This is a genomic window from Bacillus aerius (assembly GCF_029894105.1).
GTDB classification, from domain to species: domain Bacteria; phylum Bacillota; class Bacilli; order Bacillales; family Bacillaceae; genus Bacillus; species Bacillus altitudinis.
On sequence record NZ_JARYHO010000001.1, the window covers coordinates 2,610,922 to 2,629,790 of the forward strand.

Annotated in this window: 14 protein-coding genes; 1 reads left to right on the forward strand and 13 read right to left on the reverse strand. The window is 41.4% G+C overall.

Going from position 1 to position 18,869, the window contains the following annotated elements; genetic code table 11:
• Window positions 1–108: 108 nt before the first annotated feature.
• The 6 genes from pnpS to M2353_RS13505 form a co-directional block, all read right to left on the reverse strand.
• Window positions 109–1,851, reverse strand: coding sequence for a two-component system histidine kinase PnpS (pnpS, locus tag M2353_RS13480; RefSeq protein WP_017358268.1), 1,743 nt, complete (start codon window positions 1,849–1,851; stop codon window positions 109–111).
• Window positions 1,844–2,572 carry a response regulator transcription factor gene (locus tag M2353_RS13485; protein WP_007501691.1) on the reverse strand — a complete coding sequence of 243 codons (729 nt, stop codon included), beginning with the start codon at window positions 2,570–2,572 and terminating at the stop codon, window positions 1,844–1,846. The genes pnpS and M2353_RS13485 overlap by 8 nt, the downstream gene beginning before the upstream one ends.
• Window positions 2,573–2,759: 187 nt before the next feature.
• The gene (gene mdh, locus M2353_RS13490; protein WP_034320949.1) at window positions 2,760–3,698 is read right to left on the reverse strand and encodes a malate dehydrogenase; all 939 of its coding nucleotides are present in this window, start codon (window positions 3,696–3,698) and stop codon (window positions 2,760–2,762) included.
• A gap of 34 nt (window positions 3,699–3,732) precedes the next feature.
• A complete protein-coding gene (gene icd, locus M2353_RS13495) occupies window positions 3,733–5,004 on the reverse strand; it encodes an NADP-dependent isocitrate dehydrogenase (protein ID WP_024424789.1) in 1,272 nt (423 codons plus the stop codon).
• Between the two features lie 146 nt (window positions 5,005–5,150).
• Entirely contained in the window at window positions 5,151–6,269 is a 1,119-nt protein-coding gene (gene citZ / locus M2353_RS13500; RefSeq protein ID WP_008346063.1) for a citrate synthase, read from the reverse strand.
• Window positions 6,270–6,643: 374 nt separating this feature from the next.
• Window positions 6,644–7,108, reverse strand: coding sequence for a DUF441 domain-containing protein (locus M2353_RS13505; RefSeq protein WP_007501699.1), 465 nt, complete (start codon window positions 7,106–7,108; stop codon window positions 6,644–6,646).
• 100 nt (window positions 7,109–7,208) lie between these two features.
• On the opposite strand from M2353_RS13505, the gene ytvI reads away from it, so the two are divergent.
• Window positions 7,209–8,327 carry a sporulation integral membrane protein YtvI gene (ytvI, locus tag M2353_RS13510; RefSeq protein ID WP_135009389.1) on the forward strand — a complete coding sequence of 373 codons (1,119 nt, stop codon included), beginning with the start codon at window positions 7,209–7,211 and terminating at the stop codon, window positions 8,325–8,327.
• Between the two features lie 24 nt (window positions 8,328–8,351).
• Here the strand turns inward: ytvI and M2353_RS13515 are convergent, their stop codons facing one another.
• From M2353_RS13515 to dnaE, 7 genes are all read right to left on the reverse strand, one after another.
• Complete coding sequence (locus tag M2353_RS13515; RefSeq protein ID WP_061419875.1) at window positions 8,352–8,741, reverse strand: FxsA family protein; 390 nt, start codon at window positions 8,739–8,741, stop codon at window positions 8,352–8,354.
• A gap of 100 nt (window positions 8,742–8,841) precedes the next feature.
• Window positions 8,842–10,602, reverse strand: coding sequence for a pyruvate kinase (gene pyk, locus M2353_RS13520; protein ID WP_284725572.1), 1,761 nt, complete (start codon window positions 10,600–10,602; stop codon window positions 8,842–8,844).
• Between the two features lie 27 nt (window positions 10,603–10,629).
• The gene (gene pfkA / locus M2353_RS13525) at window positions 10,630–11,589 is read right to left on the reverse strand and encodes a 6-phosphofructokinase (protein ID WP_017358271.1); all 960 of its coding nucleotides are present in this window, start codon (window positions 11,587–11,589) and stop codon (window positions 10,630–10,632) included.
• A 339-nt stretch (window positions 11,590–11,928) separates the two neighbouring features.
• The gene (gene accA, locus M2353_RS13530; RefSeq protein ID WP_284725573.1) at window positions 11,929–12,906 is read right to left on the reverse strand and encodes an acetyl-CoA carboxylase carboxyl transferase subunit alpha; all 978 of its coding nucleotides are present in this window, start codon (window positions 12,904–12,906) and stop codon (window positions 11,929–11,931) included.
• Window positions 12,891–13,766: an acetyl-CoA carboxylase, carboxyltransferase subunit beta gene (accD, locus tag M2353_RS13535; protein WP_008346077.1), complete on the reverse strand. Its 876-nt coding sequence runs from the start codon at window positions 13,764–13,766 to the stop codon at window positions 12,891–12,893. The genes accA and accD overlap by 16 nt, the downstream gene beginning before the upstream one ends.
• 305 nt (window positions 13,767–14,071) lie before the next feature.
• Window positions 14,072–15,304 carry an NADP-dependent malic enzyme gene (gene ystJ / locus M2353_RS13540; RefSeq protein WP_007501712.1) on the reverse strand — a complete coding sequence of 411 codons (1,233 nt, stop codon included), beginning with the start codon at window positions 15,302–15,304 and terminating at the stop codon, window positions 14,072–14,074.
• Window positions 15,305–15,445: 141 nt separating this feature from the next.
• Window positions 15,446–18,781, reverse strand: coding sequence for a DNA polymerase III subunit alpha (gene dnaE, locus M2353_RS13545; RefSeq protein ID WP_274660675.1), 3,336 nt, complete (start codon window positions 18,779–18,781; stop codon window positions 15,446–15,448).
• Window positions 18,782–18,869: the final 88 nt, after the last annotated feature.

Here is an 18,869-nt window from a genome sequence, read left to right on the forward strand (position 1 = left end):
TGGCTCCTTGGATGAAGGGGTTCCTATTCATCCTACCAATGATTGATTAACAAAACATGAATTCATTGTAAAGATCATGTAAATTTTAACGCCACTTTCCATTCTTCTCTATTTTGACTTTAAACTCACGGTAAACGTCGTCCCTTTGCCTTGTTTGCTATGAACAGAAATCGTTCCTTCATGTGCTTCGACAAGGTGTTTGACAATGGCAAGACCAAGCCCTGTACCGCCTGAGTTTCTACTTCTATCTTTATCAATTCGATAAAACCTCTCGAATATTCTTGGAATCTCACTCTTTTTCATACCGATCCCTGTATCTGCTACATCAAATTCATAGCTGTCTTTCCTCTGTCTTGCTGTGATCGTGACACTTCCCCCCTCTGGTGTATAGGTGAGGGCATTATTGATCAGGTTGAGGAAAATTTGTTTTAATCTCAGCGGATCTGCCATGACATAGACCGGCTCTTTCGGGACACGCACTTGTAGGTCAATGCCTTTTTCAGCAGCCTTTTGTTTTAGCAGCACTTCAATCTCTTGAATGATTTCTGTCGCATTGGCTTCTTGAATATTCAGCTTAAAATGCTGCTGTTCAATTTTCGAGAGATCAAGTAAGTCTTGGATGAGCGTTTCTAAACGAATACTCTCTTTTAGGATGATGGACAAAAATTGTGTCAGCGCTTCTTTGTCGTCAATGGCACCATCCAGAAGTGTTTCAGAAAAGCCTTTAATTGACGTGATCGGTGTCTTTAATTCATGTGACACGTTAGCGACAAAGTCTTTTCGCATCTGTTCTAGCTGCTTTGTTTCTGTCACATCATGAAAGACAAGAACAATTCCTTTCCATTCATCGTCTGTACTTAAGATCGGGACACCATCGACTTGGAAATAACGGCGCTCGATGTCAACAGCGAGACGTAAAAACTTTCGGACCTTGGTTTCTGTCATGAAAATTTCGTCTATTAACTCAATAATCTCTTCATGGGTAAAGGCTTCATGATACAGCTTGTGCATGTAAATATGTTTTTGCACTTTGAATTGCTTGCGGAATGTTCGATTGACTAAGTGGATATAGCCCATTTTATCAATCAAAATGATCCCCGCTCCAATGTTTTCAATGACTGTTTGCAGACGATCTCGCTGCATTTCGCCAGCGCTTGTCATGTCTTGAAGACTTTCTGCCAGACGCTTCATTGATGTATTGAGTTCACTTGTTTCAATGATCAGCTCTTCATAGTTATTTGTATCATAGTTCCCTCGTTCAAGCTGTTTGGCCACCTTTGTGGCATAATCAATCGGCTTTACATACTTCATCGACATGCGATAGCCAAAAAAGACGATGATAATGATAGCCGAACCAAGACAAAAGGCTAATGCAAGCCAGAGCTGACCATCAATCTCATTCAAAGGCTGGAATGAAGCATGAAGAAATAAATATCCCGCCGGTTCGTTTTGTTTCATCATTGGGACTGCATAATGAAACAGCGCATCCTTCTCATCCTCAATGAACGTTCCTTTTGTTTGGAGCTGCTCACTTTTCAGTGTGTTTAAAATGACAGCCCTTTGTTCTGCTTGACCCGTTGTATGTATGATATTCCCCTTCACGTCCACAATCGACGCATTCATATCGAGATGCTGCTTTGCTTGATTGAGAATCTTCTTGTTTTGCTCCGCATTCAAATCTTCAACATTCATAGAAGAAAGGAGAAAACTCGATTCCTTTTCCATTCGTTCGGTTAATTTTGTTTCATAGAAAATATGAAACATATGATCCAAGAAAAGACCAAGCGCAACAAACACAATAAACAGGAGAAAAATGAGCCCAGAAAAAAGGCGGGTTCTCACTTTACTCATTTGGCTTTGGCTCCTCCAATTTGTAGCCTAAGCCTCGAATGGTTTTAATATATGTTGGTTTTTTCGTGTTCTTTTCAATTTTGTCCCGCAAGTGGCTGATATGCACATCCACAATACGAGTATCACCTGCAAAGTCATAATTCCAAACCGCACTTAACAATAGATCACGCGTAAGGACACGGCCTTTATGCTTAGCCAAATAAAGAAGCAGTTCAAATTCCTTTGGCGTGAGCTCTAGACGTTCTTCTTGGAAATAGACTTCGTAATGTTCAGGTAAAATGCGCAGGTCTCCAATTTTGATTTGGTCTGCAATGATCTCTTCCTTCTCTTCTTGCACGGGAGCCGGCTGAGATTGCTGTGCTCTTCTCAAAATGGCTTTTACCCGAGCACCCACTTCTCTAGGACTGAAAGGTTTTGTCATGTAATCATCGGCTCCAAGTTCAAGACCGAGCACCTTATCAAATTCATCGTCCTTTGCTGTCAGCATTAAAATAGGGAACATCATTTTTTGAATTCTCAGTTGTTTGCACACTTCAATGCCGTCCATTTTCGGAAGCATTAAATCAAGCACGATCAGATCAGGCTGTTCACTTGCTGCTTTTTCAAGCGCTTCTTCTCCGTCTCTTGCTGTGACGACATCGTAGCCCGCCCTTTCAAGGTTATAGCTTAGAAGTGTTACAATTGATTCTTCATCATCCACAACTAATATTTTTTTATTCATGTTGTGCCTCCAATTAGTGATTTCCCCTGCATCCGGTTTTTTGTATCTTATGTGAAAAGCGAGAAGTCATGCTTTCTCTTTCATTTTAACGAAAGCTTAACAAGAGAACAATTTAAAATTTCGACAAGATTGGCTTTGTAAACAAAAAGAAGACTCCTCATACGAGAAGCCTTCTTTTTTATTCTTATTAAGACAATACTTTCATGACGTTCTTTACAGATTCAACAGAACGGTCAAGCTGACTTCTTTCTTCTTCTGTCAGCTCAAGCTCGATGATCTGCTCAAGGCCGTTTCCACCTACGATTGTTGGAACTCCAAGGTAAATGCCTTCGTAGCCATATTCACCTTCAAGGTATGCAATCGTCGGCATGACGCGGCGTTGATCTTTTAAGATCGCCTCAACCATTTCAACGAGTGAAGCAGCAGGTGCATAATACGCACTACCGTTACCTAATAGGTTGACGATTTCACCGCCGCCTTTTCTTGTTCTTTCAACAATTGCATCAATTCGATCTTTAGGAATTAATGTTTCCAGCGGGATACCGCCTGCATAAGAGTAACGTACAAGAGGAACCATGTCGTCCCCATGTCCGCCAAGAACAAAGCCCGTCACATCTTTCACAGATAGGTTTAATTCTTGAGCAACGAACGTACGGAAACGTGCTGTATCAAGAATTCCTGATTGTCCGATGACTTTTTCTTTTGGTAATCCTGATTCTTTATAAACTGCATATGTCATTGCATCAACAGGGTTTGTTAACACAACAATGATCGCTTCTGGAGAATATTTAACGATTTCACGTGTCACACTGCGCATGATTTTTTCATTTGTTGACACGAGGTCGTCACGGCTCATTCCCGGCTTTCTTGCAATTCCTGCCGTAATGACCACGACATCAGAACCGGCTGTATCTTCGTAGTTAGAAGTTCCTGTAATATTCGCATCGAAGCCTTGAACAGGGCTTGCTTCCAGCATGTCAAGTGCTTTCCCTTTTGTCGGGTTCTCAAGCTGAGGGATATCCACTAATACGACATCCGCTAATTCTTTTTGAGCTGTTAGAAATGCTGTAGTTGCTCCAGTAAAGCCTGCTCCGATGACAGATACTTTTTTACGCTTGTTTGCCATTTCCTTTTTCCCCTTTAACTTTAAAGTTTAAGAATCAAGACAAGTTTTTGATGAGCTCGTCAGCAAACTCAGAACATTTCACTTCTGTTGCACCATCCATTAATCTAGCAAAATCGTACGTGACGACTTTAGATGCAATTGTTTTTTCAACAGATTGAATCACTAGATCAGCAGCTTCTTGCCATCCAAGGTGCTCAAGTAAAAGCACGCCTGATAGAAGAACAGAAGATGGATTCACTTTATCAAGACCAGCATATTTCGGTGCTGTTCCGTGAGTCGCTTCAAAAATAGCGTGTCCTGTTTCGTAGTTGATATTTGCACCAGGTGCGATACCAATTCCACCAACTTGTGCTGCAAGTGCATCAGAGATGTAGTCTCCGTTTAAGTTCATTGTTGCGACAACATCGAACTCAGCTGGACGAGTTAAAATTTGTTGAAGGAAAATATCTGCAATGCTGTCTTTGACAATGATTTTGCCAGCAGCTTCTGCTTCACTTTGCGCTTTGTTTGCCGCATCTTTTCCATCTTGTTCTACAATACGATCATATTGTGCCCATGTAAAGACTTTGTCGCCAAACTCTTTTTCAGCCACTTCGTAGCCCCAGTTTTTGAAGGCTCCTTCTGTAAATTTCATGATGTTTCCTTTGTGAACAAGCGTCACAGATTTACGGCCTTGGTCAATCGCATATTGGATCGCTGCTCTGACAAGACGAGATGTTCCTTCTTCAGAAACTGGTTTGATTCCGATACCTGATGTTTCTGGGAAACGGATTTTATTCACACCTAATTCGTTTTTCAAGAAGTCGATTAACTTCTTCACTTCGTCTGATCCTTTTGCATACTCGATTCCTGCATAGATATCTTCAGTGTTTTCACGGAAGATGACCATGTCTGTGTCTTCTGGACGTTTCACAGGAGATGGTACACCTTTGAACCAGCGAACTGGGCGTAAGCATGTGAATAAATCAAGCTCTTGTCTTAGTGCCACGTTCAATGAACGGATTCCTCCGCCAATTGGTGTTGTCAGTGGTCCTTTGATCGCGATTAAATATTCACGAATGTCTTCAAGTGTTTGCTCTGGAAGCCACTCGCCAGTTTTATTGTAAGCTTTTTCACCTGCATATACTTCTTTCCAAGTGATTTGCTTTTCACCTTTATATGCTTTTTCTACAGCTGCTTCAAGAACTCTTGATGCTGCTTTCCAAATGTCAGGACCGATTCCGTCCCCTTCGATAAACGGGATAATTGGATTATTTGGTACATTCAATACGCCGCCAGTAACTGTAATTTTTTCGCCTTGTGACAATGATATTACCTCCCAGGTTATGTAGTGAATATTTGAAACTTCCAAGCTTGATGTCTGCAAGCCAAGAAGTTTTTCACGTGATTCGTTTTTTGTTGATATGGAGGCTGATTGGTTTAGATGGATCAGCCTCCGCTATTCTATAAACATTAGTCTCTTTCACTGATCGGAACAAACGTTTGAAGATCAGGTCCAATATAGTCAGCTCTTGGACGGATCAGACGGTTGTTGTCATATTGCTCTAAAATGTGAGCAATCCATCCAGAGAATCGGCTGATCACGAAAATTGGTGTAAACAAGTCATGATCAATCCCAAGACTGTGATAGACAGAAGCAGAATAAAAATCAACATTTGGTGGAAGATTTTTCTCTGATGTCACGATTTCCTCTGCGCGCACAGACATTTCATACCATTTTGGCTCGCCCGTGAGATTTGTTAAGCGCTGGCTCATTTCTTTTAAATGTTTTGCACGCGGGTCACCCTGGCGGTAAACGCGGTGGCCAAAGCCCATAATTTTCTCTTTCTTCTCTAGCTTACCATGAATATAGGAATCTACGTTTTCAACTTCGCCAATTTCTGAGAGCATCTTCATTACGCCTTCATTCGCGCCGCCATGAAGTGGTCCTTTCAATGCGCCGATAGCCGCTGTTACACCAGAGTAGATATCTGATAGTGTAGCAACACATACACGTGCTGTAAATGTCGATGCGTTTAATTCGTGATCCGCATGTAGAATGAGCGCTTTATCAATCGCTTCAATTTCTACTGGTGAAGGCTCTTCGCCGTTTAGCATATATAAGAAGTTTGCAGCATAGCTGTATTCTTCTTTTGGCTGTACAGGCTCAAGTCCCTTTCGAATACGTGAGAATGCAGCGACAAGTCCAGAAATTTTCGCTTGTAAGCGAATGGCTTTTCTGTAATTCGCTTCTTTGTCCATAATCTCTGATTCGTCATCAAGTAAACCTAATAAGGATACCGCTGTACGAATCGCAGACATTGGATGAACCCCATCCAGCGAATAAGATTTAAAGTGCTCAATGATCTCTTGCGGAATATGAGCATTTTCATTGAGCTGCTGCTTTAACTCGCTTAGCTCCTGCTCATTCGGCAGCTTTAAGTGCCATAACAGGTAGACAATTTCTTCGAAAGTCGCTTTTTCAGTTAAATCATCGATATTGTACCCTACATAAGTAAGAGTATCATCAATAATTGAGCTTACGGATGAAGTTGTTGCCACGATACCTTCAAGACCTCTTGTTGCTGTCATGTTCAATCTCCCCTTTTTAAAAAGATTCCCCTTCGTTGCAAAATTCTCGCTTTTTGAAAGCGCTATCCAACCAAAATAGGCTGGCAGGTTTAGAAAAGAAAATGCTTACATTTACCTATACGGTTAGAGCGCTTTTAGCCTCATATCTCGTATTTGATCAATGAGTTCAAAATTAAGCCTATTCCCATTATAAACAATAATCAGACATTTGTTAAATGTTTAACTATAATTTTTTTTGATATTTTTTTTTCCAGCCTTCCGGTTCGGGCATGGAATAAAGGGATTTTGCTTCTTTTAATATATTTAATTATGTTTTTTTGCAAAAGCTCACGCCAGAAAAAAATCAAAAGAAAGTGGCATGAGCCACTCTCTTTTTAACCGCTGAAAAATTTCACTGCTTGCATCGCTAAATAGGCAATTCCAGCACCAATCAGCGGGCCAACAGCCACACCTTTGAATAAGCTGACTGCCAAAATCGTACCGAATACAAGTGCTGCTGTGATATGCGGATCGTTTTCGAGTAGCACAATGCCGTTTTTTGCAATTAATGCTACTAATATACCCGCTCCAAGAGCTATCCAAGCATAGGAAGATTTCATCGCTTCTCCAAGCTGTTTAAATCCAATGTCCCCTGTTGCGATCGGTACAAGCACAGCGATCGTGATGACCGTCACACCCCAATTGATACCTTTTGATTGCAGAACCGGGAATATTTTTTGATCCAGGCCAATCAGCTTAATGGCAATCAGCACAGAGACCGCTAAAATTAACGAATTGTTTTTTGCAATAAGTGCAATAACGAGTAAAAGAACCAAAAACAAATTTGCTTGAGTAAACATACGCCGCTCCTTTCTTTCTTTTTATTGTGACCTTTTCATATTACTAATCTTTTTGAATAAAATGAAGTATCGGACATGCTTGTTTTTTGGAGGGGATTGTGTGAATCACACTTATGTGGGCATTTTTTTGCGAAGTTTGATGATTTTCAGCATCGCCGTTTGTGCGGTTGTTTTTTTATATCAGTCTTTTCCGTTTTTATATCCATTTTGGATTGCATTTGCCGTGTCGTGTTTGATTCATCCAGCCGTATGCAAAATTGAAAACATGACCGGGATGCCAAGAGGTTTTGTTGTCATCATTGTGCTATTACTCTTTTTAGTGGCAGCAGCTGGATTCATGACACTTTTAGTAGCGGAAATCATTTCAGGAAGTGCTTATTTAGCAAAGGTACTGCCAGGTCATCTTGATCAACTGATTGGGATCGTGGAACGTTTTTTCACAGATCAGATTTTGCCTTTATATCATGATTTGACTGCTCAATTTAATACACTTCAAGCAGGTCAAAAGGAATCGATTTTAGGACAAATCCAAGCACTTGGTGACGAAGCAGCGGCAAAAATCGGGACTTTCCTTTCAAAAACTCTTGAACTCATTCCAGCTTTTTTAGGTCTTTTGCCTGATGCAGCAGCGACGCTTTTATTTTCCGCACTAGCGACTTTTTTTATCACAAAAGATTGGTTTACGTTAAAAAAATATGGTTCTCGTATCTTTCCCGCCAAATGGATGCTTCATACACGTGCCATTTTATCTGAAATCAAAAAAGCCATTTCTGGCTTTATGAAAGCCCAGCTTCTCCTTGTTGCCATGACCATTGGGATCGTGCTGATTGGACTTTTCATCTTAAAGGTCGAGCATGCGATTGTGATCGCTCTATGTATTGGTCTAGTTGATTTACTTCCTTACATCGGGAGTGGCACGGTTTTTCTTCCGTGGATCATTTACTCCGCGATGACAGGAAATCTTTCACTCGCCATTGGACTGGGCATTTTGTATATTGTGGTGCTCATTCAAAGACAAATATCAGAGCCAAAAGTCTTAAGTAAATCAATCGGTCTTAATCCTTTAGCAACACTTGTGGCACTGTTTGTCGGGTTAAAATGCTTTGGTTTTCTTGGACTTGCACTCGGTCCCGCTTCTCTTGTCGTTTGGCAGGCGTTTCGTAATGCAGGGGTTTTCAGAGACCTTTATCAGTACATTCGGTATGGTGCGCAAAAGTAAAAGAGACCTGATGCGAAGGTCTCTTTATCGTATAATCGTATAGCGTTTGCGATTGGACATGTTTCTAAGCCAGCGCTCAAAGAGCGGTTTGATCCGTTTTCTTGTCATGGGAATGAGCAGCACAGCCCCAATCAGATCAGAAAGGAATCCAGGTATGAGCAGCAGCAAACCACCGATCAGAATGCAGAAGCCATCGACAATGGTGGCCCCTGGCATTTTGCCATACTGTAAATCTCGCTGCACTTTCTGAAATGCTTCTATTCCTTGTTTTCTTGCAAAGTAAGCACCTAATGCGCTAGTTAGCACAATGAATAGCATCGTTGGTAAAATACCAATGATGTTACTTGAGATTAGAAATAAACTAATTTCCACTGCCGGGAACAGAATCAATAATAGTAGAAAATATTTTTTCAAGCCATATCACCTCATGGGGTCTCTTTCATCGAAAGCTGTTTACTTTTTTTAGTGTAACATAAAAAAAGAGAGGAGTCAGATAACTCCCCTCGTGTGTGATTTAAAGGACGCTTGCACGGCCTTTGTAGATCGCTCCGCGTGCTGGATCTACTGTAATCTCTTCGCCTTCTTTTAGAAGTGTTGTGGCACTGTCAAGACCGACAATGACTGGAATTCCAAGACTAAGCCCAACGACTGCTGCATGGCTTGTTAAACCGCCTTCTTCCGTGATAAGGGCAGACGCTTTTTCTAAAGCACCCATCATATCACGATCTGTGCAGTTTGCGACAAGTATCGCACCATCGTACATTTTTTCCTCAGCTTCTTTTCCGCTTTGTGCAATAACAACCGGTCCAAATGCAGATTTACGGCCAATTCCTTGACCCTTCGCAATGATGTCACCGACAACATACACTTTCATTAAGTTCGTTGTACCAGCTTCCCCAACCGGCACACCAGCTGTAATGACAATCAAGTCGCCATGTCTTACATAGCCAGATTCAATAGATTTTTCTACTGCATTCTCTAGCATTTCATCAGTAGATGACGTATTTGATCCACTCTTCGCAAATACACCGAATACGAGAGATAGCTTTCTTGCTACTGATTCGTTTGCTGTGACTGCAACGATTGGTGCTTTAGGTCTATATTTTGAAATCATTCTTGCTGTATGACCACTCTCAGTAGGTGTCACAATCGCTGCCACATCAAGCTTCATAGCAGTGTGCGCAACAGACTGACCGATTGCATCTGTAATACTGACCTCTACTTCTTCGCTTCTGCGAGAAAGGATTGCTTTATAGTTAAGTGCTTCCTCCGAACGTGAGGCAATGTTGTGCATCGTTTGCACAGCTTCAACTGGATATGTTCCTGCTGCTGTTTCACCAGATAGCATGATCGCATCTGTACCGTCAAAAATAGCATTTGCCACGTCACTTGCTTCCGCACGTGTTGGACGCGGGTTACGCTGCATGCTATCCAGCATTTGAGTTGCTGTGATGACAGGCTTGCCTAAACGGTTGCATTTTTTGATCAGCATTTTTTGAACAAGTGGTACTTCTTCTGCCGGAATCTCTACACCAAGATCTCCACGCGCGACCATTAGTCCATCTGATACCTCAAGGATTTCATCGATGTTATCCACGCCCTCTTGGTTTTCAATCTTCGGAATGATTTGAATGTCAGCTGCGTTGTTCTTTTCAAGTAGCTCACGAATTTCAAGAACATCAGAAGCTCGTCTCACAAAAGAAGCTGCGATGAAATCGACACCTTGTTCAATTCCAAACAGAATATCATTGGCATCCTTTTCTGTAATACCCGGCAAGCTCACACTCACACCTGGTACGTTGACACCTTTTTTGTTTTTCAGTGTACCTGTATTCATCACTTTTGTGACGATTTCTTTTCGGTCCTTATTTAATTCTTTTACTTCTAGACCAATCAGACCATCATCTAATAAGATGGTTGAGCCCACTTCTACATCATGAATTAAATCTTCGTACGTCACACTGATTTTTTCAGTGTTTCCCACAATGTCTTCCATACTCACGATAAGATCAGCACCAGCAACTAACTCAATTGAGCCGTTTTCAACTGTGCGTGTACGGATCTCTGGACCTTTTGTATCAAGAAGGATCGCAATGTCCTTGCCTAAAGTTTTACCTGCTTTGCGAATGTTTTCAATACGTGCACCATGCTCTTCAAAATCTCCATGAGAGAAGTTTAGTCTGGCTACATTCATTCCTGCTTCAATCAATTCAGTCAGCTTTTCAATGCTTTCACTTGCTGGACCGATTGTACAAACGATTTTTGTCTTTCTCATTACTGTTCCTCCTAAGGTCTTCTCGTTTTATATAGAGAGCTCTTGTGAAAGTCGGTACATATTTTGATCGACTGTATGCTTTTTATCTAAGATGTCTAAAATATCGTGATGAACGAGTTCGTTGCTTTGAATACCTACACAACGTCCGCCTCTTCCTTCAAGAAGAAGTTCTACTGCATACGCTCCTAGGCGACTTGCGAGCACTCGGTCAAACGCACTTGGAGAACCTCCACGTTGAATATGTCCTAAGACAGATACACGCGTTTCAAGGCTTGTCTCCTCTTCAATTCTCTTACCAAATTCGACACCGCTGCCTACGCCTTCTGCGACGATGATGATACTGTGCTTCTTGCCGCGCTCATGTCCTCTTCTTAATCTCGCAATAATTTCATCCATGTCATAGTCTGCTTCAGGAATCAAAATTGATTCGGCTCCGCCTGCAAGACCTGACCAAAGAGCAATATCACCAGCATGTCTTCCCATTACTTCCACTACGTATGTACGTTCATGAGATGTGGCTGTATCACGAATTTTATCAATGGCGTCAATGACTGTATTTAGTGCTGTATCAAAGCCAATAGTGAAATCAGTACCAGGAATGTCATTGTCAATCGTGCCAGGGACACCTACACATGGAAAACCGAGCTCTGTTAATTTCTTCGCTCCCATGAATGAGCCATCTCCACCGATGACAACAAGTCCTTCAATACCGAATTTTTTTAAGTTCTCAATCCCTTTTTCACGACCTTCAACTGTCTTGAATTCAGGACATCTTGCCGTGTAAAGTTTTGTTCCTCCACGATGAATGATATCGCCTACTGAACCTATTTCGAGTTTCTCAATTTTACCGTTAATTAGACCTGAATATCCATTATAAATACCGTAAACTTCTACATTATGGTAAATTGCTTTCCTTACAACTGCGCGCACAGCTGCATTCATTCCTGGGGAATCCCCACCGCTCGTTAAAACTCCTATACGCTTCATCTTTTTCACCTCAGAGACCATATATGAATTAAACATACCATTTCCACTGCTTGAAAACAATCATGAGCAAAACCGGATGTTTTCAATACGAATTTCTAAAACCGTACTTATTATACAATTAAATAAAATGTTTTTAAACAAAAGTTAAGAAAGTCATGAAAGCACTTTGTTCAAAAAACAGTTGATTCAAGTGCTCTAAACCTTGTCAAATCAACGTTTTCAGACGTTTCAAATTTTATGAAAACAAAAGAAAATTATTTTCAAATAGCGCTTACATCAGATCGTTTTGATGAAAAAAGACGAAAAAAATAAACGCCAGCCAAAAGGCTGTACGTTTATTTAGTTTACCCCAATATATTGATTTTCAATCGATACTTTGCCGATTGCTTTGTATTTTTGATATCTTTGTTCGACTAATTCTTCAGGCGATTGTTTGAGCAAAGATGTAAGTGACTGTTTTAATGTTTTTTCAATGTAGGCTGCTTGTTGTTTCACGTCTCGGTGTGCTCCACCTTGCACTTCTTTAATAACATCATCTATAATATCTAATTCTTTTAGGTCTGGAGCGGTAATTTTCATTGATTCTGCAGCTTTTTTCGCAAGTGATGAGTCCTTCCAGAGCAATGCTGCTGCACCTTCAGGTGAAATCACTGAATATGTTGAGTTCTCTAGCATAAATAGGTGGTTTCCTACGCCTAAGCCTAGTGCTCCACCACTTCCGCCTTCTCCAATGACAATACAGACAACCGGTACACGAAGTCCTGCCATTTCGAAAAGGTTTTTCGCAATTGCTTCACTTTGCCCGCGTTCTTCAGCTGCTTTACCAGGATAAGCTCCTTTTGTATCAATAAAGCAAATGATTGGACGATTAAATTTATCTGCTTGTTTCATCAAGCGCAATGCTTTACGGTAACCTTCTGGATGCGGCATCCCGAAATTACGGCGCAAGTTTTCTTTTGTGTCTTTTCCGCGCTGATGACCAATGACTGTGACAGGAAGTCCTTTAAACGTGGCAATTCCTCCAACGATGGCTTCATCGTCGCCATAAAAACGGTCACCGTGACATTCGAAAAAGTTATCAAACAGCTCTTGAATGTAATCGAGAGTTGTTGGGCGCATCGCATGACGAGCAATTTGTACTCTGTCCCACGGCTTTAAATTTGTATAAATGTCTGCTTCAAGCTTACTCAGACGCGTTTCAAGGCGCTCAATTTCCGCACTTAAATCCATCTCTGAGTTTTGTGTGAACTTTTTCAATTCATCAATTTTCGCTCGAAGTTCAATGACAGGTTTTTCAAATTCTAGTTCTCCAGCCACTCTCGTTCACCTCCTGTGCTGTGTAATGCTAAGATTTGGCCTAATGTTTCTTTCATTTCTGCACGGTGAATCACAGCATCTAGCTGACCATGCTTCATTAAAAATTCAGCCGTTTGGAAGTCCTCTGGTAGGTCTTCACGAATGGTTTGTTCAATGATTCTGCGACCAGCAAAACCAATTAATGCACCAGGCTCTGCAAAGTTGTAATCACCGAGAGACGCGAAACTAGCTGATACACCGCCAGTTGTCGGATTGGTCATCACAGAGATAATCAGACCTTGATCCTCGCTGAACAGCTTTAATGCTGAACTTGTTTTTGCCATCTGCATCAGACTAAGAATCCCCTCTTGCATTCTTGCTCCTCCAGATGCAGTGAAGATGATAAATGGCACCTTGTCCGCTTTTGCTTTCTCAATAGCTAATGTAATCTTTTCACCAACGACTGAGCCCATGCTGCCCATACGGAACGTGGCATCCATGACAGCAATGACAGCACTTTGACCTTTAATTTCACCTTTTCCTGTTACGATGGCTTCATTCAAAGATGTTTTTTCTCTGTCTTTCTGAAGCTTTTCTTCGTAGCCTGGAAAACCGAGCGGGTTCTCAGAAATGAGGTGACCGTTAAATTCTTCAAATGTGCCTTCGTCTACAAGGCTTTCAATACGTTGTTTTGCATTCATTTGCAAATGTCTGCCGCAATTCATGCAAACACGTAAATTTTTATCTAGTTCTTTGGTGAGCATTATTTTTTTACATTGCGGACATTTGGTCATGATGCCTTCAGGCACATCTTGACTTGCCTGTTCAGAGGGTACAGATGCATATTTTTTCTTTTTACTGAAAATATTCTTGATTGACAAATGACTACCTCCCTTTTTGAAGGGTTTTTTCTTTACACGCACATCCACTATTATAGGACATGTCATAACTGTACCGAAACTATTGTACTTTTTTTGTCAAACGCTGTCATCCTTCATTCAATTTTTTCAGTGGGGAATTGATGAGAAATGAGTATAGGTTTGGGGCGCTGAGTAGTTGGTATATGTGAATTGTGAACGTCTACAAAAAAATCTCATTTAGGATGAAAAAAATTTCGTGTAAGAGAGGAAATGGTGCACGTTTTTCCTCCAAATTCAGAAAGAACGTGCACACTTTTCCAATTCGATTACTCGCCGATAATCGTTAATTTTCTTGTTTTTTCTGCAACAGCTTCTGGGTCTACTTTGATTCTTGAAACGCCCGTTTCCATTGCTGCTTTTGCCACTGCTTTGGCTACCGCTGGCGCTACTCGTGCATCAAATGGTGCAGGGATAACGTATTCCGCTGACAATTCTTCATCTGATACAAGGGAAGCAATCGCTTCAACAGCTGCAATTTTCATTTCTTCGTTAATGTGTGTCGCACGTACATCAAGCGCTCCACGGAAAATACCAGGGAATGCAAGGACGTTGTTCACTTGGTTCGGGAAGTCAGAACGGCCAGTTCCTACAACACTTGCACCTGCTGCATGTGCATCTTCTGGCATGATCTCTGGGTTTGGATTCGCCATTGCGAAGATGACAGGATCTTTTGCCATTTTTCCAACCATTTCTTTAGTTAAAGCACCTGCTACTGAAACGCCGATAAAGACATCTGCGCCTTCAATCACTTCTTCTAAAGAACCTTCTTTACGATCTTGGTTCGTGAATTTAGCTACTTCATTTTTCACTGCATTCATACCATTCGGACGGCCTTCATAAATAGCGCCTTTTGTATCACACATGATGATATCACGTACACCGAAATGATAAAGAAGTTTGATAATCGCAATTCCTGCTGCTCCAGCGCCGTTTGCAACCACTTTAATTGAAGACATTGATTTTCCAGACAGCTTCAGTGCATTCACAAGTCCTGCCACTGTTACAATCGCTGTCCCGTGCTGATCATCGTGGAAAACAGGAATGTTTGTCTCTTTTTTCAAACGCTCTTCAATGATAAAGCAGTTTGGTGCTGCAATATCTTCAAGGTTCACGCCGCCAAACGTCGGCTCAAGAAGCTTCACTGTTTCAACGATTTTGTCTACATCGTTTGTTGCAAGTGCGATTGGGAATGCATCAACACCTGCAAAGCTTTTGAATAAGACAGCTTTTCCTTCCATTACTGGAAGAGATGCTTCTGCCCCAATGTTTCCAAGCCCTAACACAGCACTTCCGTCTGTGACAACAGCGACCATATTGCCTTTCATTGTATAATCATACACTTTGCTTGTGTCGTCATAAATATCTTTACATGGCTCTGCCACACCTGGTGAGTAAGCCAAGCTCAAGTCTTTCGCATTTTTCACTTGTACCTTTGATTTTGATTCGAGTTTGCCTTGATTCTCTTTGTGCATATGTAATGCTTCTTCTCTTAATGACATGTGATGAACACTCCTTCAAGTGGAAAATGATTTAATGAATTGCTAAGTTGATAAGCACATACTTGGCAGTTTAAATACACAGAATCTTTAAAATGATAACACAATAGGTGAAATTGTAAAACATATTCAGACGATTTGTCATCATTTAATCACAACGTTTTGTTCACCTAGCAGCTCTTTTAACTGGAAAATGACCGCATGATCTGCATGAACTTTGTATGCATCTGGAAGTCTCATCGTCTTTTTTTGCTTTTCATAATACAAATAGACATCTGCTTCTCCCCTGTGCATGGAGATTACTCGCTTCACTTGTTCTAGCAGCTCCTGCGTATGGTTCTCTTCTTTGACTCGAATGTAGACAGATTCTTTTCTTTTAGAGCCCATCTCTTCCAGTAGAACAGCTTCTTGTACGATGATTTGACTGCTCTCATTTCTGACATCTATTCTGCCTTCAACATAAAGCATTGCGCCCTCCTCAAGTAAGGGGGACAGCTTTCTAAATTGCTCTGGAAAGACGACACCTTCCATTTCTCCCGTTTCATCCCCGAATGTGACAAATGCCATCGATTGTCCGTTTTTTGTCCGAATCGATTTCACCTTTGTCAAAAGACCACCCATTGAGATCTTCCGCTTTATATAGGAAGAAAGTCTGATGATTTCCACTGCACCATTCTCTCTTAAGCGATCTCGATACGCTTGTACAGGGTGATTTGATAAATATAACCCGAGTGCCTCTTTTTCAAATTGCAGGAGATCAACAAGCGGCAGTTCGTCTATCTCCGCATATTTTGGCTTAATGGAGAACGTTGTATCCCCAAGAAAGTCCAGTTGATCCTCAGGTGTTAAAAATGACACATGGTCTAACGCAATATCTATCGATGCTAATAACGAAGCACGATTTGGATGAAGCTCATCCATTGCCCCTGAGAAAATGAGGGCTTCAATCGTTTTTCGGTTGACACTCTTTGTTGATACCCTTGCGCAAAAATCAAATAAATCTTCAAATGGCCTTTCCTGTCTTGCTCTGTATATATCCTTTACAGCTGACACTCCGACATTTTTAATCGCTCTTAAGCTGTAGCGGATCTCCCCTTTTTCAACCGTGAATGGAAATTCGCTCTTATTAATAGAAGGCTTCAACACCGATATCCCTTTTTCCTTTGCCTCATAGAAATATTGAGCCACTTTGTCTTCATTTCCAATCACACTCGTTAAAAGACCGCACATAAAATATAACGGATAATGCGCTTTTAAATAAGCAAGCTGAAAGCCGATCATGCTATATGCAACAGCATGGCTTCTATTAAAACCATAGTTTGCAAATTTGACGATTAGGTCATAAACGTCATTTGCAATGTTAACAGGATACTCCTTTTTTAGGCATCCTTCAACAAAATGGCTTCGCTCTTCATCAAGCACCTTTTTATCCTTCTTTGAAACGGCTCTTCTTAGTAGATCGGCCTCGCCCAGCTTAAAGCCTGCCATCTTTGCTGCAATCAGCATGATTTGCTCCTGATAGACGATGACCCCATATGTATCCTTTAAGATGTCATACAAATCTGGATGCGGGTAGGAGACTTTCACTCTGCCATGCTTTCGGTCGATAAAGAGCGGGATATTCTCCATCGGTCCCGGGCGGTATAAGGCATTGACAGCCACGATATCTTCTAGACTAGAAGGTTTCAGTCGTCTCAGCACCTGACGCATACCTTGTGACTCCAGCTGGAAAATCCCCGTTGTATCTCCCGCTGATAACAAATCAAACGTTTTTTGATCTTCATATGAAATGTCACTAAAGTTAATGTGGACGTTTTCCTGTCTTTCAATCTGGTTTTTAATGGATTCAATTAATGTTAAGTTTCTCAAACCTAAAAAATCCATTTTTAAAAGACCGAGATCTTCTAAATAATTCATCGCATATTGCGTCAAATACACTCCATCATGCCCTTCTTGAATAGGCACGACTTGTGTGAGCGGCTCCTCACTTAGGACAACGCCGGCTGCATGTGTTGACGTATGTCTTGGTAATCCTTCTACCTTTAAAGCGGTTTGAAACACTCTTTGCAGCTCTTCAGATTGCTGGAGCAGTGTTTTTAATTCTGAGGAGACTGTCACCGCTTCTTTCAGTGTCGTCCCTGGCTTTGATGGGATGAGCTTTGCAAGGCGGTCTGCTGCTTTTGAATCAATTCCCATCACACGTCCGACATCTCTTAAAGCTGCCTTTGCGGCAAGTGTTCCAAACGTGACAATTTGCGCCACATGCATATCCCCATATTTATCTTTTACATATGAAATGATTTCATCTCTTCTCGTGTCAGGAAAATCGATATCTATATCTGGCATGCTGATGCGTTCAGGATTTAAAAAACGCTCAAATAAAAGCCCGTGACGGATCGGATCGACATCTGTAATAAACAGAACATACGCAACTAAAGAGCCTGCTGCTGATCCCCGGCCAGGACCTGTGACAATGCCATGATCATGAGCATACTTCATAAAATCCCACACAATGAGGAAATAATCACTGAAATTCATTTTTTGAATGATGCTCAGCTCATACTCAAGCCTTTTGATATATGTGTCATTTGAAGCAATCTGTCTTCGTTTCATGCCTTCTTGGCACACTCTTCGTAAAAATTGATCAGCTGTTGATTGATCGGGCGTCGGATAGGTTGGCAGTTTCGTCTGGCCAAGATTTAAATCGACCTCGCAGCGGTTTGCAATCTCAACCGTTCTTGCCAGCAATTCTGGATCATCACCATACCACTTCATCATTTCTTCGATCGATCTGAAATGCTTGTCTCCTTGGTCTTCCTCAATTTCTGATAACTGCTGGCCTGCTTTAATGGCTTTTAAACATGTATATGCGGTTTTGTCCTCTTGATGGATATAGTGGACGTCACCTGTTGCCACAAGCGGGATGTTCGCCCTTTTTGAGAGTTCCCTGAGCTTATGAGACAGCTCTTCGTCCTGCTGAAACGGCTGAACGGCTAAATACACATGTTCCTCACCAAAAAGATCTTTTAAATGGCTGGCTGCATCCCTTGCTTCATCTAGCTGATCATGTTGCAGCAGCGTTTCAATATAGCCGGATACGCCTGGTGTGATGGCAATAAGGCCATGATGATATGCTTTCAGCCATTTCTCTTTCAGGCCGGTTTTTGACTTTGATTTCAAGACACTGCTAATTTTGATCAAGTTTTGATAGCCTTCATTGTTTTTGGCAAGGAGGATCAAAGGATAAGCCTCTGTCTCTTGTTCATCTATGAAGACAGAAGCTGTTAAACCGATAATCGGCTTGATGCCATGTGTTTTACATTCCTTATAAAATTCAACCGTTCCATACATCACATGGTCATCGGTAAGAGCGAGCGCTTGATAGCCAAGTTCTTTCGCCTTTAATACGAGCTCCTTGACCTTCGCTGCACTGCTCAACAAGCTGTATCCACTGTGGACCTGAAGATGAACATAGGACATGCTTAATCCACTCCTTTCGTCTAAATTCATTCTTTCATTATAAAACGCGATGCGGTGAGAAACAAATGTTCTTTCTTTTCCGCTCGTT

Bases quoted from the DNA above. Each gene is read 5' to 3' on its own strand.
- pyk (WP_284725572.1), bottom strand. From the start codon at position 10,602: ATGAGAAAGACAAAAATCGTTTGTACAATCGGTCCAGCAAGTGAAAGC.
- ystJ (WP_007501712.1), bottom strand. From the start codon at position 15,304: ATGTCATTAAGAGAAGAAGCATTACATATGCACAAAGAGAATCAAGGC.
- citZ (WP_008346063.1), bottom strand. From the start codon at position 6,269: ATGACAGCAACAAGAGGTCTTGAAGGTATCGTGGCAACAACTTCATCC.
- dnaE (WP_274660675.1), bottom strand. From the start codon at position 18,781: ATGTCCTATGTTCATCTTCAGGTCCACAGTGGATACAGCTTGTTGAGC.
- M2353_RS13485 (WP_007501691.1), bottom strand. From the start codon at position 2,572: ATGAATAAAAAAATATTAGTTGTGGATGATGAAGAATCAATTGTAACA.
- pfkA (WP_017358271.1), bottom strand. From the start codon at position 11,589: ATGAAGCGTATAGGAGTTTTAACGAGCGGTGGGGATTCCCCAGGAATG.
- mdh (WP_034320949.1), bottom strand. From the start codon at position 3,698: ATGGCAAACAAGCGTAAAAAAGTATCTGTCATCGGAGCAGGCTTTACT.
- pnpS (WP_017358268.1), bottom strand. From the start codon at position 1,851: ATGAGTAAAGTGAGAACCCGCCTTTTTTCTGGGCTCATTTTTCTCCTG.
- M2353_RS13505 (WP_007501699.1), bottom strand. From the start codon at position 7,108: ATGTTTACTCAAGCAAATTTGTTTTTGGTTCTTTTACTCGTTATTGCA.